Below are 14,095 nucleotides of genomic sequence, written 5' to 3'. Positions count from 1 at the left end.
CCACCGACAAGCCAAGGCGCACCCGGAGTACCCATGACTGACCTAGCCCTGGGAAGCAGGACCGCAGACCGCGACCGAGCCCTCCGCTTCCTCCAGAACTACGGCGTCTACCTGGGCGTAGCCGTACTCCTCCTCCTCAACATCGCCCTGACCCCCCACTTCCTCTCCGCCGAGAACTTCCGTACCCAGGCGGTCCAGGTAGCCCCGGTCCTCATCGTCGCGCTGGGCATGGCGCTGGCCATCGGCAGCGAGGGCGTGGACCTCTCCGTCGGCTCGGTCATGGCGCTCTCCACCTCCCTCCTCTCCCTCTACCTCGGCTACGGGATCTGGATCGCCCTCATAGTCGCGGTCATAGGCGGCGCAGCCATCGGCATCGCGAACGGCTCCCTCATCGCGTTCATCGGGGTCCAACCCATCGTCGCCACCCTGGCGTTGATGGTCGCGGGCCGCGGACTCGCCCTCGTACTCCTTCCCCAGCTCAAGGACGTACGCGACCCGAACATGGCGAGCCTCGGCTCCGGCGCGATCCTCGGCATCCCCTACCTCGTACTGATAGCCGCCGCCCTCGCACTCCTCGTGGCCTTCGTCGTACGACGCACCACCTTCGGCCGCCAGCTCCTCGCCATCGGGGACAGCCGCCCGGCCGCCCGCCTCGCGGGACTCCCCGTACGACGAGTCCTGATCCTGGTCTACGTCTGCTCCGGCGCCCTCGCCGCCATCGCCGGAATCCTGGCGACGGCGCGCCTCACCGCGAGCGACCCGACATCGCTCGGCAACCTCATGGAACTGTCGGCGATCACGGCCGTAGTCGTCGGCGGCACACCGCTCAGCGGCGGACGCGTACGGATCGGCGGCACCGTTGCGGGCGCCGTACTGATCCAGCTGCTCACCGCCACCCTCATCAAGCACGATCTGCCGCCCTCCTGGACACAGATCGCCCAGGCCGTAGTGATCATTCTCGCCGTCTACGCGGCACGGGAGAGGGGCAAGCGGTGACCGGCACCGTCCTATCCGAGGCCAAGCCCATGAAGAAACCAGAGGACGAGCAGCCGGGCGCGAGCCGCTCCGACCGCGTCAGCGCGCTCGCCCAGCAGCACGGCGCCCTGGTCACGCTGGTGGTCGCCGTCATCGCGGCGTCGCTCAGCTTCGACACGTTCCTGACCGGCGACAACCTGGAGAACATGGCGGTCTCCTCCGCGTTCCTCGCGGTCGTCGCGCTCGGCATGACGTTCGTGATCATCACGGGCGGCATCGACCTCTCGGTCGGCTCGCTCTTCGCCCTCGGAGGCGTCCTCGCGGCCTGGGGTTCCCAGTACGGAACAGCGGTGGCGCTCCTCCTCCCCCTGGCGGTCTGCGGACTCATCGGCCTGGTCAACGGCCTGCTCATCGCCCGCTCCCGCCTCGCCCCCTTCATCGTGACGCTGGCCGCGATGCTGGGCGCGCGCGGCATCCTCCTGTCCATCACCGACGAGGGCTCCAAGACCTACCTGGTCGACAAGGACTCGTTCTTCGCGACCCTCGGCCAGGGAAAGCTCCTCGGCATCGGAGCCCCGGTCTGGATCACCCTCGCCCTCTTCGTCGCCGGCGCCGTCGTGCTGCGCCGCAGCCGCTTCGGCCAGTACGTGTACGCGGTCGGCGGCAACGAGGACGCGGCGGCCCTCATGGGCGCTCCGGTGGCCCGCACCAAGGTCACCGTCTACACGCTCTCCGGCCTCTGCGCGGGCCTCGCGGGCGCGCTCAACGCGGCCTGGCTCGTCTCGGGGGTCACCATCCTGGGCTCGGGCATGGAACTGGAGGCGATCTCCGCGGTGGTCATCGGGGGCACGCTGCTGACCGGCGGGTTCGGCTTCATCAGCGGATCGCTCGTCGGCGTACTGCTCTTGAAGGTCATCCAGAACGTCATCAACCAGATCGGCTCGCTCGACTCCGCCTACCAACAGGTGGTCAGCGGCGCCTTCCTGGCGCTCGTGGTGATCGCGCAGACGTGGCTGGGGCGCAGGCAAAGGGTGCTGTAGGAATCAACGATGCAGCCGGCGAGCAAGGGCTACAGGGGCACGACCTGCCCCTTGCCCAGCGCGATCACGCCCCCCTTCGACACCGTGTAGAGCTCTTCGTCCCGCTCGGGGTTGACCCCGATCGTCGCCCCGGGCGGGACGTCCACGTTCTTGTCGAGGACCGCGCCCCGCACCACCGCTCCCCTGCCCACGCGCACGTTGTCGTGAAGGACCGAACCCTGTACGACCGCCCCGTCCTCGATCGTCACGCCGGGTGAGAGCACGGAGCGTGTGACCTGCCCCCGGATGACGCAGCCGGGGCTGACGATGGACTCGCCCGCGATGCCACCCGCGCAGAACTTGGCGGGCGGCAGGCCGCCGGAGTGGGTGTAGATGGGCCAGCGCCGGTTGTCCAGGTTGAAGACGGGCTGGTCGGAGATCAGGTCCATGTGCGCTTCGTAGTACGCGTCGAGCGTGCCGACGTCGCGCCAGTAGCCGTGGTCGCGCGCGGTCTCGCCCGGCACGTGGTTGTCGTCGAAGTCGTACAACTGGGCCAGGCCGCGCTCGGTGAGCATGGGGAGGATCGAACCGCCCATGTCGTGCTTGGAGCTGTGGTCCTCGGCGTCCTGCTGGATCGCGTCGACGAGGGTCTTCGTGGTGAAGACGTAGTTGCCCATGGAGGCGAACACCTCGTTCGGCGACCCTGGCAGGCCCGGCGGGTCGGTGGGCTTCTCCAGGAAGCGGTCGACGCGGGCGCCGTCCCGTGCGGGCGTGATGATGCCGAAGGACGACGCCTCCGAGCGCGGCACGCGGATCCCCGCGACCGTCACCCCGGCACCGCTCTCGAAGTGCTGGCCGAGCATCTGCCGCGGGTCCATGCGGTAGACGTGGTCGGCGCCGAACACCGCGATGTAGTCGGGCTGTTCGTCATGGACGAGGTTGAGGGACTGCAGGATCGCGTCCGCACTGCCCAAGTACCAGCGCGGGCCCAGGCGTTGCTGTGCGGGAACAGGCGTGACGTAATTGCCCAGGAGGCTGGACATCCGCCAGGTGGTGGTGACGTGCCGGTCCAGGGAGTGCGACTTGTACTGGGTCAGTACGCAGATCCGGAGGATGTCGCCGTTGACGAGATTGGAGAGCACGAAGTCGACGAGGCGGTACGTGCCGCCGAACGTGACCGCAGGTTTGGCCCGGTCGGCCGTGAGGGGCTGCAGGCGCTTTCCCTCACCGCCCGCCAGGACGATTCCGAGCACCGAAGGTCCACCGCGCATCGCGCCGCCCCCTTAACTGGGATCACTTGGACTCGAGTAACTCCTCGTACACGTCGGCCGTGCGTCGCGCGACCGCGTCCCAGCCGAACTCCCCGACGGCCCGCTCGCGTCCGGCGGCGCCCATGCGGGTCGCGGCGCTCGGATCGGCGACCAGTTCGTTCAGGGCCTGCGCGAGCCGCGCCTCGAAGGCTGCCGGCTCCTTCTCCTCGTACGGGACGAGGAGCCCCGTGCTTCCGTCGGCGACGACCTCGGGGATGCCGCCGACGTCCGATGCCACGACCGGGGTGCCGCAGGCCATCGCCTCCAGATTGACGATTCCGAGCGGTTCGTACACGGAGGGGCAGACGAACGCCCTTGCGTGGGTGAGGAGTTGGATGACCTGGGGGCGCGGCAGCATCTCCGGAATCCAGTGGACTCCCCCGCGGGCGCGGCTCAGCTCCTCGAAGAGAGTGCGGAACTCGGCGTCGATCTGCGGGGTGTCGGGGGCTCCGGCGCAGAGGACGAGCTGGGCCGCCGGGTCCAATTCCTTCGCGGCGCGCAGCAGATGGGGGACGCCCTTCTGCCGCGTGATGCGTCCGACGAACAGGACATAGGGCCGCCCGGGGTCGATCCCCAGGTGCTCCAGGACGTCCGTGCCGGGATCGGGACGGTACAGGCCGGTGTCGATGCCGTTGTGGACCACGTGCACCTTCGCCGGGTCGATGGCGGGATAGCAGCGCAGGATGTCGGCCCGCATGCCGCGCGATACGGCGATCACGGCGTCCGCCGCCTCGGCGGCGGTGCGCTCGGCCCAGCCGGACAGCGCGTACCCGCCGCCCAACTGCTCGGCCTTCCACGGGCGCAGGGGCTCCAGGGAGTGCGATGTCATGACGTGCGGGATGCCGTGCAGAAGCTTGCCGAAGTGGCCCGCGAGATTGGCGTACCAGGTGTGGGAGTGGACGAGGTCGCACCCCGTGAGGGCCGCCGCCATGGACAGGTCCACGGAGAACGTGCGCAGGGCGTCGTTGGCGCCGTCCAGAGCGTCCCAGGCCTGGTGGCGTGTCGGCCCGTCGGCGGCTCCCTGGCTTCCCCAGCAGTGCACGTCGACGTCGGTGAACGCCTCTAACTCCCGGGCGAGGAACTCGACATGGACGCCGGCTCCGCCGTAGACGTCCGGTGGATATTCCCGGGTGAGCAGTCCCACTCGCACGCAGAACCCCCCGTCCGTCCGCCCAAGCCGCCGGTCGCCCGCCCCCTCATGGTCACCCAGAAGCGCCCGGTGGGGAAGAGTGCCGCACCGACCTCTGCGGCGGCCGGTCGAAGCAGCAGTCGCCGCACAGGCCGCCGCCCGGACAGCGGTAGTAGAGGCAGCAGCTGCTGCGGCGGAACGCGGTGCCGCGCAGGGTTCCGGTGCCGCGCAGGTCGGGGTGGTCGAAGAGGTCACCGGCCAGCGCTCTCGCGCGCTCGCCCACGTCGGTACGTCCGGTGCGGCGGGCCCAGGTGTCCAGTTCACGGGCCGCTCCGGCGAGCGCGGAGCCCGCGTTGCCCCACAGCAGCGGCGCGGAGATGCGGTACCGCGTGCGCAAGGCGTCGGCCAGGGGTGCCAGGTGGCCGTCCTGTACGACGTCCCGGATGCTCGCGGCGTCCGCGGGCCGCGCCGTCACGTCCGTCAGCCACAGGTCGTCGGGGGAACTGCCGTCCGCGTCCCAGTGCAGCAGCGCCGGGTCCAGGTCCGGCACCTCACCGTGCAGCGCGGCCGAGCCGAGCGCCACGGACCACAGCCGTGCGGCGAGCCCGAGCTGGGCCACGGACACGGCGATGCGCTCGTCGGGCGCACCGAGCCGGGCGGCGACCTTGTCGACGCGGAACGCGAGGGGCCCGCCGTCCCCCGCGTACACCCGTGCCAGGGACGTCACTTGGGCACCGCCCGGCGGGGCGCCCGTGCGCAGGGCGAAGAATCCGCCGACGGAACCTACTTCTGTCAGGTCGAGAGGGGCTTTCACGACAGCAGAGCCTAGGCGTCCCCGCAGAGCCCGAGCGTGCCTGAGTGTGCCTGAGCGTCCTTGCGGAAGAGCGCCGTCCACAGGAAGGGCTCACCGAAGTACGCGGAGTCGGCCGGTTCGTCGCGCATGCGGCGCAGTTCGACCTCCGTGAGGTCGGAGAAGATCCAGCGCAGGGACTCCGGTGTGTAGGCGAGGCCGCCCTGGAGTCCGGACGCGCGGTAGAAGTCGGCGTCGGGCAGCTCGGAGCCGGAGCCGCCCTCTCCCGCGGCGAAGCTGGTGAGGGCCAGGTGGCCGCCGGGGGCCAGGGCGCGGTCGATCAGGGAGAGGTAGCTGACGCGGCGGTGGGGCGGCAGGTGGTGGAAGCAGCCCGAGTCGTGGATGAGGTCGTAGGGGCCGCCCAGTTCCGCCGTCGGGAGCTCGAAGGCGTCGCCGCGGTGGAAGCGGATGTCGGCCCCGGCCTCGCGGGCCCGCTCCCGCGCCCAGGCGACGGCCGCCGGGGAGAGGTCGACGGCGTCCACCTGGAAGCCCCGGGAGGCGAGATACAGGGCGTTGCGGCCGGGGCCGCAGCCCAGATCGAGGGCTCGCCCCGGCGTGAGCAGGCCGCGGTCGACGTACGAGGCGAGGTTCTCGTCAGGCTTCGCCACGAAGAACGGCACCGGCCGTGAGCGATCGGTGTAGAAGCCGTCCCACCAGCTCGCCGCGTCGGCGGTCCAGCGGTCGGCTTCCGGCGCGAACAGGCCGTCCATGAGCTTCAGGACGTCGTCGACACTGCGTGTGTTCCGGTGCATCCGGACCCCTTTCCACGAGGGTCAAGAATACCGGCGAGTACCCTAAAATCCCAGCTCAGATGGCATGAGCGCAGGCCGCAGGCAGCCGTTCGACGGGCCGTGAGCGGCGCGGAAGGGCAGCACTCCGGAAGACGTGCGCAGGGCCGCCCACGGCGCCCGCGGAGGCCTGTACGGGGGCGTTCTGGAGGGGATTAGCGCAAGGATTTTCGGGATTCTGGATGATCCGCCGAACCGCTGCGTAACCCACCCGGGGGAGGACATCCCCCGGGTCGTACTCCATCGGCAGTAGGACCCAATGCCTGCTGAGGTACGACGACGTGGAGCGAAATTCGCGAGATCGTAGTGACTATGGAAGCCGACCGTTCGCCTCGCCGGACGCCCCGGGCCCACCAGGGGGCGCATCGCAAGCCGTGGAGCACCTCATGAGTGCCCTCACGCTCGCCGTGCTGCTCTCCCTCGTCTCCGCCGTGGCGTATGCGGGCGGGGCCATTCTGCAGGAGCGCGTCGCTGTCAGCACGCCGGAGAGCCGGTATGTCCCGCTGCGTCGCGGCGTCTGGTGGGTCGCCATCGCGCTGAACGGCCTCGGTGCACTACTGCACGTGGTGGCGCTCGCGTACGGGCCGCTGAGCCTCGTGCAGCCCCTCGGAGCCCTGACCATAGTCTTCGCGCTGCCGATGGCCGCTCTCTTCGTGCGCCGCAAGGCGGGTGCCACCGCCTGGCGCGGCGCGATCATGGCGACGGTGGGCCTCGCGGGGCTGCTCTCGCTCACACAGTCCGCCGACGCGCAGTCCCTGGACGACGCCGAACGGTTCATGGTGGGTCTGGTGACCGCGGGCGCCGTGGTGACGCTGATGGTCGTGGCACACGCGGTGCACCGTCATCCGGTGGTGCGCAGCGTGCTGCTGGCCGGCGCGGCGGGCGTCGCGTTCGGTATCGCCTCGGTGTTCACCAAGACGGTGGCGGTGGACTGGGAGGCCGACGAGCCCCTGACACAGCAGCTGCCGAGCCTCGCCGTGATCGCGGTCCTGGCAACGGCCGGCGTGCTGATCTCACAGGCCTCGTACCGCGGCGCCGGCCTCGCGGCGCCGCTGTCGACGGTGACGGTCGTGAATCCGGTCGTGGCCGCCGCGGTGGGCCTCACGCTCTTCGGCGAATCGTTCCGCTACGGCTCCGCGGGCACGGCCGTCGCCCTGGGCTTCGGTGTCGTGGCGGCGGGCGGTCTGATCCTGCTGACCACGGAGCGGATCGGCGCGGCGCAGGGTCTTCCGACGCCGACGGTCCCGGTGGTCAAGGGCGGCCCTGTGGCGGCGGATGCCGCGGACCCCGTGGCGTCGGATGCCGTGGCCGCCGACACCGTGGCTGCCAAAGCCCTGGCCGCCAAGGCGCGGGCGCACGAGCTGCCCGCCGTGCCCTCGCAACCCGCGACCGGACCGCACCGGCGGGTGCTGTTCCGCCACGGCCACGGCCGAGAACGCATCGGCTCCTGAGGCCGCCTGTACTGAGGCCGTCTGTACGTACTGAAGCCCCTGGGGATTCCCAGGGGCTTCGGTCGTTCTCAAAGCGCTGCGTCCGCCCCGCCTCAGATCCGGACGCCACCGGCCCGCAGATACGCGAGCGGATCGACGTCGGAGCCGAAGCCCGGCCCTGTCCGTACCTCGAAGTGCAGATGCGGGCCCGTGCTGTTGCCCGTGGAGCCCGAGCGCGCGATGCGCTGTCCCGCGCCCACCTTCTGCCCGGCCTTCACGGTGAGCGCCGACAGGTGGCCGTACTGGGAGAACTTCCCGTCGCCGTGCCGGATCACCACTTCGTATCCGTACGAGCCGCCCCAGCCGGCCGACACGACCGTGCCCGCGGTGACGGCCTTCACCGAAGTACCGGTGGCGACGGCGAAGTCGACGCCCGTGTGGTAGCCCTTCGACCAGGAGCCCCCGGCGGCACGGTAGGGGGTGCTGGGCGACGCGCCGACGGGTGCGGAGAAGCCCTGCGAGGCCTGGGCGGGCTTCGCCTGCTTGGGCTCGGCCTTCGGCTTGGCCTGCCTCGGCTCCGCCTTCGGCTTCGGCTCGGCCCGCTGCTTCGGCTCCGTGCGCGGCTTTGGCGCGGCCCGAGGCTTCTCGGCCCTCTTCTGCGAGGCCTGCAGCGCGAGCCGCTGGCCGGGCGTGATCAGGTCGGGGTCACCGCCGATGGCCTTGCGGTTCGCCTCGTAGAGCTGCCGCCAGCCGCCGTTGACCCGGCGCTCCTCGGCGATCCCGGAGAGCGTGTCACCGCGGACGACCGTGTACATCTGGCCGCGGCCCGCGGTGGACTGCGGGGTCACTTCCGGCTTGACGTCCTTGACGTCGCGCTGCGGGGTCTTGGGCGCCGTCTTCTTGGGCCCGCTCATCGGCGTGATGTCGGGCGCGTCACCGCCGCGCGTCAGACCCGCACGCTCCGAGCAGACCGGCCAGGCCTGCGGGCCCTGCGCCTTGAGGACCTTCTCGGCGACGGCTATCTGCTGGTGCTTGGTGGCGCGGTCGGCACGCGGGGCGTAGGCGGTGCCGCCGTACGCCTCCCAGGTGGACTGCTTGAACTGGAGGCCGCCGTAATAGCCGTTGCCGGTGTTGATGCTCCAGTTGTTGGTGGACTCGCAGGCCGCGACCTTGTTCCAGGTGTCGACGTCGGCCGCGTCCGCCGTGCCGGTGCCGATCAGTGGCAGCGCCATCCCGGCGCCGCCCGCCGTGACGGTCAGCGAAGCCCGGTTGATCCGGTTCGGCTGATACCGGCGGTGCCGACCGCGTACGGCCATGAGAGCCCCCTCCGTCACACACTTCACAGTCACGTCAGAACAGTCACGTCAGACACACGACAAGGCGGCAAGTTAGCCGCTCCGACCGAACCGTGACAAGGGTGCGTGACCGAGGGGGCTCCGTTCCGGTCAGCCCTTCAAGTGCTCCGGCATCCAGCGGAGTTGGACACTCTGCTGGTAGGGGCCACCGCCCTCATGATCGTTGAAGGAGTACACCTCCATCGAACGCTCCGCCCCGGCATAGGAGTTGTGGGCCGCGAACACGGTGGACGGCGGGCACGTCATATCCTCGAGAGCCGCCGAGAAGAGCGCGGGCGCCGTGCCCCGCGCCGCGAAGTGCACGCCGTCGAAGTAGGAGAGCGTACGGAAGACGCGCTCCTCGGAGCCGCGTCTGGCCTTCATGTAGAGCGCGATCTCCCGGTAGGGCTGCCGGTCGGTGAGGGTCGTGGCGCGCGGGAAGTCGCACAGGAACGGCACGTCCGACGCGATCGCCGCCAGGTCGTGGACGAGTCCGCCGACGGCCAGCGTGATCCCGCCGCCCTGGCTGCCGCCGACAGCGGCGACGCGCGAGGAGTCCACCAGCGGATGGCTCCGGGCCGCCTCGACCGCTCGTACGCCGTCGGTGAAGACGCGCCGGTAGTAGTACTCGTGAGGGTCCTCGATGCCGCGCGTCATGTAGCCGGGGACGGCGGGTCCGCTGCCGACCGGGTCGGCGGTGTCGCCCGGCGAACCGCCGCTGCCCTGGCCCCGGGTGTCCATCACGAAGTGCGCGAACCCGGCCGCCGACCACAGCAGATGCTCGTGCGGGAGACCGCGTCCGCCGCCGTAGCCGATGTACTCGACGACGGTGGGCAGCGGCTCGGTCGTCCCGGCGGGCACTATCAGCCAACCTTTGACGGGGTGACCGCCGAACCCGGCGAACGTCACGTCGAAGACGTCGACCGTGCTCAGGTGCGCGTCGACGGGCACGAAACGGGCGTCCAGGTCGTGCTCACGTGCGGCCGAAAGGGTCTTCTCCCAGAACGCGTCGAAATCCTCGGGCTCGGTCGCTTCGGGCCGGTAACGGCGCAGTTCGTCGAGCGGCATGTCGAAATGGGGCACGGGCGGCTCCTCCGTCGGACACAGTGTCGGAATGTCACGCTACGCCGCGGGGCAATACTGGCGAACACAGGCGGCACTTCCACTTCCAGGAGCCACGGCATGAGCAGCACGTCAGCCCAGATCGGTGTCACGGGCCTCGCGGTCATGGGGCGCAATCTGGCCCGCAACTTCGCACGCAACGGATACACCGTCGCCCTGCACAACCGCACGGCGGCCAAGACCCACGCCCTGGTCGAGGAGTTCGGCCACGAGGGCGAGTTCATCGCCACCGAGACCGCCAAGGAGTTCGTCGCGGCCCTGGAGCGCCCGCGCCGTCTCGTCATCATGGTGAAGGCGGGCGAGCCCACGGACGCCGTGATCAAGGAGTTCGCGCCGCTCATGGAGCCGGGCGACATGATCATCGACGGCGGCAACGCGCACTTCGCGGACACCCGGCGCCGCGAGCGTGAACTGCGCGAGCAGGACATCCACTTCGTCGGCACGGGCGTATCCGGCGGCGAGGAGGGCGCGCTGCTCGGCCCGAGCATCATGCCGGGCGGCTCCCCGGAGTCGTACGCCTCGCTCGGGCCGATGCTGGAGAAGATCTCGGCGAAGGCGAAGGACGGCTCCCCGTGCGTCACGCACGTGGGCCCGGACGGCGCGGGTCACTTCGTGAAGATGGTGCACAACGGCATCGAGTACGCGGACATGCAGCTCATCGCCGAGGCGTACCAGCTGCTGCGCGACGTGGCGGGCTACTCCCCCGCGCAGATCGCGGACATCTTCCGCACCTGGAACACCGGCCGCCTCGACTCCTACCTGATCGAGATCACGGCGGAGGTCCTCAAGCACGTGGACGCCGCGACGGGCGAGCCGTTCGTGGACGTGGTCCAGGACCAGGCCGAGCAGAAGGGCACGGGCCGCTGGACCGTGCAGATCGCCCTCGACCTGGGTGTGCCGGTGTCGGGCATCGCCGAGGCGGTGTTCGCCCGCTCCCTCTCCGGCCACACCGAACTGCGCGCGGCTTCCAAGGAGTTGGCGGGTCCCACGGCGCGTCCGCTGGGCGAGGCAGAGGCGGGGGCGTTCGCCGACCAGGTCGAGCAGGCGCTGTACGCGTCGAAGATCGTGTCGTACACGCAGGGCTTCCACGAGGTCGCCGCGGGCAGCGAGGAGTACGGCTGGGACATCGACCTGGGCGCGGTCGCCTCGATCTGGCGCGGCGGCTGCATCATCCGGGCCGCGTTCCTCGACCGCATCCGCGCCGCGTACGACACGCGCGCGGACCTGCCGAGCCTGCTCTCGGACAAGACGTTCGCGCAGGAGATCGGCGCGGCGCAGGACGACTGGCGCGCGGTCCTGGTGGCGGCCACGCAGCAGGGCGTCCCCACGCCGGGCTTCGCCGCGGCACTCGCGTACTACGACGCGTTGCGCGCGGAGCGCCTGCCGGCCGCGCTCACACAGGGGCAGCGCGACTTCTTCGGGGCGCACACCTATCGGCGTACGGACCGCGAAGGGTCGTTCCACACCCTGTGGGGCGCGGACCGCTCGGAAGTGCAGGCCTGATCGGAAGTGCGGGCCTGACGGACGTTCAGGCCTGACGGAAGTTCAGGCCTGAACCGAACGAGAGGCTCCGACGGCCTCCCCCGCCGTCAGACCGGCTTGGGCTCGGTCTCGGGTTCCGGTCCCGGCGGCGGGAGCGGGGTCGGCGGCGGATCCGGGGTGGGGCGCGGCACAGGGCCGGGACCCGGGCCCGGCGTGGGCCGTTCGGGGTCGGGCACCGGGCTCGGCCCATTCGGGTCGGGGATCGGGCTCGGCGGCACGGGGTCGGGATACGGGTGGGTCATGTCTCCTCCATCGAGGTCGGAGATCGGTCGAGTCCACTCTCTCCCGCCTCGCGTGCCCACGCCTGCCGAGTCGACACGTCCTCACGCCGCCCGGCTCAGTCCCGGGTGCGCCTGAGCCGTACGACGGGGATGTCCCGATCGGTCTTGGCCTGATAGTCCGCGTAGGGGGCGAACAGCTCGACGAGCCCCGGCCAGACCCTCGCCTTCTCCTCGGCCGACAGGGTCTCGGCACGGGCGGCGAACCGCTCCTCGGTGCCCACGCGGAGCCGTACGTCGGGCTCGTCGACGAGGTTGCGGTACCACAAGGGGTGCTCGTCGGCGCCGCCGTTGGACGCCACGATGAGGTAGTCGTCACCGTCGGCCTTGTAGATGAGTACGGTGCGGCGCCACTGCCCGCTGCGCCGTCCGCGGTAGTCGAGCAGCAGACAGGTCACGCCCATGACCTCGGCACCCTGCGCGCCGCCGGACTCCTCGTATTCACGGGCCTGCTTGGCCACCCATCCGGTGGGACTGATCACGACCTCTTCGTCCTGCTGCGCCATGTCCGCTCCTGTGAAGTCGAAGGGGGTACGCGGGAGGTGAGCGCTCACTCACCTCCCGCGGTCAGCCTACGACTTGGCGTCGGCACCACACCGGCGAACGGCCTCACGCAGCCCGACGCGCGGGCTGGAGACGACCGGCACGGGGAGGGTGGCGCGGTCCGCCGCCTCCGCCATGGACGCCTGGGCGAGGACGACGGAGTCGACGCCGTCCAGGGCGTCGACGGCATCCGCGATCAGACGTACGTGGCCTTCCCGGTCACCCGCCTCGAACCGCTCCCAGGCGCCTTCCACCAGGACCGTCGTGACGTCGACGGGCCGCCCGGCGCGTGCGGCCTCCTCATGGACGAGGGCGCGGGTGGGACCCAGCGTGCTGTGCAGGGTGGCGACGACGGCCACGGACCGCCCCGCGGCCACGGCGGCGGCCGCCATGGGCCGGTCGACCCGCACGAGGGGGATCCCGACAGCGGCGGCGCGGGCCTCGGTGACGGCGCCGATCGTCGAGCAGGTGCAGAGCACGAGGCTCGCCCCCTCGGCGACGGCCCGCACCAGGAGCTCCTCGACGTCGTCGGCCACCGCGTCGGGGCCCTCGACGCGGGCCCGCGCGAGCAGGTCCTCGTGGACGAGGTGCCGCAGTTCCACGCCCGGGTGCTCCTCGTCCCGCAGCCCATCGAAGGCGGGGACGTGCACGGGTGAGGTGTGCAGCAGGACGAGCACGGGGGTCACCACGCGGCCGGGTCCGACTTCACCTTGTCCAGGGCGGCGCCGACCAGCTCCGCCGAGGGCACGGGCGCCTCCTGCGGATGCCGCTCGGCCCACTTCACGACGTACGGACACAGGGGTGCGACGGCGACGCCTTCCCGCGCCGCCATCGCGTACAGCTCCCTGGCCAGCGAGCCCGCGATGCCCTCACCCTCGTGCGCGGGGACCACTTCGGTGTGCACCGGCACCAGGGCCGCCTCAGGGGCGTCCAGCGTGAAGTAGACGATCTGGCCGACGACTTCGCCGTCCGCGCGCGCCTCCAGGGCGCCGCGCGCCCGATCGTCGCGGATCTCGATCCCACTGCTCATCGGCTCTCCTGAAGGGCTGGCACCGCCTGCGGGCTGCGCGCCATGTCGTCGGCGCCGGGCACCGGCGCGGCGGCGTCGTCGCCGAGGGCCACGATGCGGTTGTCCTCGCCGTCGACGTGCACGACCTTGGGCCGCAGGGTGCGTGCCTCGGCGTCGTCGACCTGGGCGTAGCTGATGATGATCACCCTATCGCCGGGGTGCACGAGGTGCGCGGCCGCGCCGTTGATGCCGATGACGCCGCTGCCGCGTTCGCCCTCGATGGTGTACGTCTCCAGGCGGGCGCCGTTGGTGATGTCGACGATGTGCACGAGCTCGCCCGGCAGCAGGTCGGCGGCGTCGAGGAGGTCGGCGTCGATGGTGACGGAACCCACGTAGTGCAGGTCCGCCTGGGTCACCGTGGCGCGGTGGATCTTGGACTTGAAGAGAGTACGCAGCACTTTGGACTCCTAGAAGACGGCTCCCTGCCTGCTTTGTGCAGGTCAGGGGCGCTGTTCACTGTACATCGGCATGCCTTTCAATCGAAGACCTGCCAGAACATCGTGCGCCACGACAAGCAGGCTTCTCACCTGCGCCTCTGCGCCAGTCACGCTGCCGCGGAGCCGTCGACCAGGAGCAGATACGGAAGGCTGTCCCGGTCCGATGCTGATTGGATACTGACTTACCTGACGACTCAATCAGGTACGTCTGGCGAGGCCAGTGTGATGATTGCCAAGGACCTGGGCCTCAGTGTCCGGTCGATGCAGCG

The 14,095-nt window shown here is 70.7% G+C and carries 15 protein-coding genes; 4 read left to right on the top strand and 11 right to left on the bottom strand.

What is annotated here, in order from left to right; translation table 11 throughout:
* Positions 1-33: 33 nt before the first annotated feature.
* On the top strand, positions 34-996 hold the full coding sequence (locus tag AC5P1C_RS36145) for an ABC transporter permease (protein WP_493870233.1): 963 nt from the start codon (positions 34-36) through the stop codon (positions 994-996).
* Between the two features lie 29 nt (positions 997-1,025).
* Positions 1,026-2,015: an ABC transporter permease gene (locus AC5P1C_RS36140; RefSeq protein ID WP_493870254.1), complete on the top strand. Its 990-nt coding sequence runs from the start codon at positions 1,026-1,028 to the stop codon at positions 2,013-2,015.
* A gap of 29 nt (positions 2,016-2,044) precedes the next feature.
* Here AC5P1C_RS36140 and glgC read toward each other — a convergent pair whose 3' ends face one another.
* The 4 genes from glgC to AC5P1C_RS36120 are packed head-to-tail and all read right to left on the bottom strand — an operon-like array spanning position 2,045 to position 6,035.
* Entirely contained in the window at positions 2,045-3,265 is a 1,221-nt protein-coding gene (gene glgC, locus AC5P1C_RS36135; RefSeq protein ID WP_493870232.1) for a glucose-1-phosphate adenylyltransferase, read from the bottom strand.
* Positions 3,266-3,287: 22 nt separating this feature from the next.
* On the bottom strand, positions 3,288-4,454 hold the full coding sequence (gene glgA / locus AC5P1C_RS36130) for a glycogen synthase (protein ID WP_493870231.1): 1,167 nt from the start codon (positions 4,452-4,454) through the stop codon (positions 3,288-3,290).
* A gap of 52 nt (positions 4,455-4,506) precedes the next feature.
* A complete protein-coding gene (locus AC5P1C_RS36125) occupies positions 4,507-5,247 on the bottom strand; it encodes an IucA/IucC family C-terminal-domain containing protein (RefSeq protein WP_493870230.1) in 741 nt (246 codons plus the stop codon).
* 11 nt (positions 5,248-5,258) lie between these two features.
* Positions 5,259-6,035: a class I SAM-dependent methyltransferase gene (locus AC5P1C_RS36120; RefSeq protein ID WP_493870229.1), complete on the bottom strand. Its 777-nt coding sequence runs from the start codon at positions 6,033-6,035 to the stop codon at positions 5,259-5,261.
* 422 nt (positions 6,036-6,457) lie between these two features.
* Here AC5P1C_RS36120 and AC5P1C_RS36115 point away from each other — a divergent pair, with 422 nt between their 5' ends.
* Positions 6,458-7,522 (top strand): DMT family transporter, encoded by a 1,065-nt coding sequence (locus AC5P1C_RS36115; protein ID WP_493870228.1) that lies wholly within the window; start codon positions 6,458-6,460, stop codon positions 7,520-7,522.
* A gap of 92 nt (positions 7,523-7,614) precedes the next feature.
* Here the strand turns inward: AC5P1C_RS36115 and AC5P1C_RS36110 are convergent, their stop codons facing one another.
* Positions 7,615-8,817, bottom strand: coding sequence for a transglycosylase family protein (locus AC5P1C_RS36110; protein ID WP_493870227.1), 1,203 nt, complete (start codon positions 8,815-8,817; stop codon positions 7,615-7,617).
* Between the two features lie 129 nt (positions 8,818-8,946).
* Positions 8,947-9,918, bottom strand: a complete 972-nt coding sequence (locus AC5P1C_RS36105; RefSeq protein ID WP_493870226.1) for an acetylxylan esterase — start codon at positions 9,916-9,918, stop codon at positions 8,947-8,949.
* 99 nt (positions 9,919-10,017) lie between these two features.
* Between AC5P1C_RS36105 and gnd the strand changes: the two genes are divergently transcribed.
* Positions 10,018-11,460: an NADP-dependent phosphogluconate dehydrogenase gene (gnd, locus tag AC5P1C_RS36100; protein WP_493870225.1), complete on the top strand. Its 1,443-nt coding sequence runs from the start codon at positions 10,018-10,020 to the stop codon at positions 11,458-11,460.
* Between the two features lie 86 nt (positions 11,461-11,546).
* Here gnd and AC5P1C_RS36095 read toward each other — a convergent pair whose 3' ends face one another.
* The 5 genes from AC5P1C_RS36095 to panD form a co-directional block, all read right to left on the bottom strand.
* Positions 11,547-11,741 carry a hypothetical protein gene (locus AC5P1C_RS36095; RefSeq protein ID WP_493870224.1) on the bottom strand — a complete coding sequence of 65 codons (195 nt, stop codon included), beginning with the start codon at positions 11,739-11,741 and terminating at the stop codon, positions 11,547-11,549.
* A 95-nt stretch (positions 11,742-11,836) separates the two neighbouring features.
* The gene (locus AC5P1C_RS36090) at positions 11,837-12,283 is read right to left on the bottom strand and encodes a nitroreductase family deazaflavin-dependent oxidoreductase (RefSeq protein WP_493870223.1); all 447 of its coding nucleotides are present in this window, start codon (positions 12,281-12,283) and stop codon (positions 11,837-11,839) included.
* 66 nt (positions 12,284-12,349) lie between these two features.
* A complete protein-coding gene (locus AC5P1C_RS36085; protein ID WP_493870222.1) occupies positions 12,350-13,009 on the bottom strand; it encodes an aspartate/glutamate racemase family protein in 660 nt (219 codons plus the stop codon).
* Complete coding sequence (locus tag AC5P1C_RS36080; RefSeq protein ID WP_493870221.1) at positions 13,003-13,350, bottom strand: GNAT family N-acetyltransferase; 348 nt, start codon at positions 13,348-13,350, stop codon at positions 13,003-13,005. Before AC5P1C_RS36080 ends, AC5P1C_RS36085 begins: the two co-directional genes overlap by 7 nt.
* Positions 13,347-13,787, bottom strand: coding sequence for an aspartate 1-decarboxylase (gene panD, locus AC5P1C_RS36075; protein ID WP_493870220.1), 441 nt, complete (start codon positions 13,785-13,787; stop codon positions 13,347-13,349). Before panD ends, AC5P1C_RS36080 begins: the two co-directional genes overlap by 4 nt.
* Positions 13,788-14,095 lie beyond the last annotated feature (308 nt).

The sequence above is a fragment of the Streptomyces sp. A18 genome, assembly GCF_059026065.1.
This window is presented reverse-complemented; position numbering and strand designations above follow the sequence as displayed.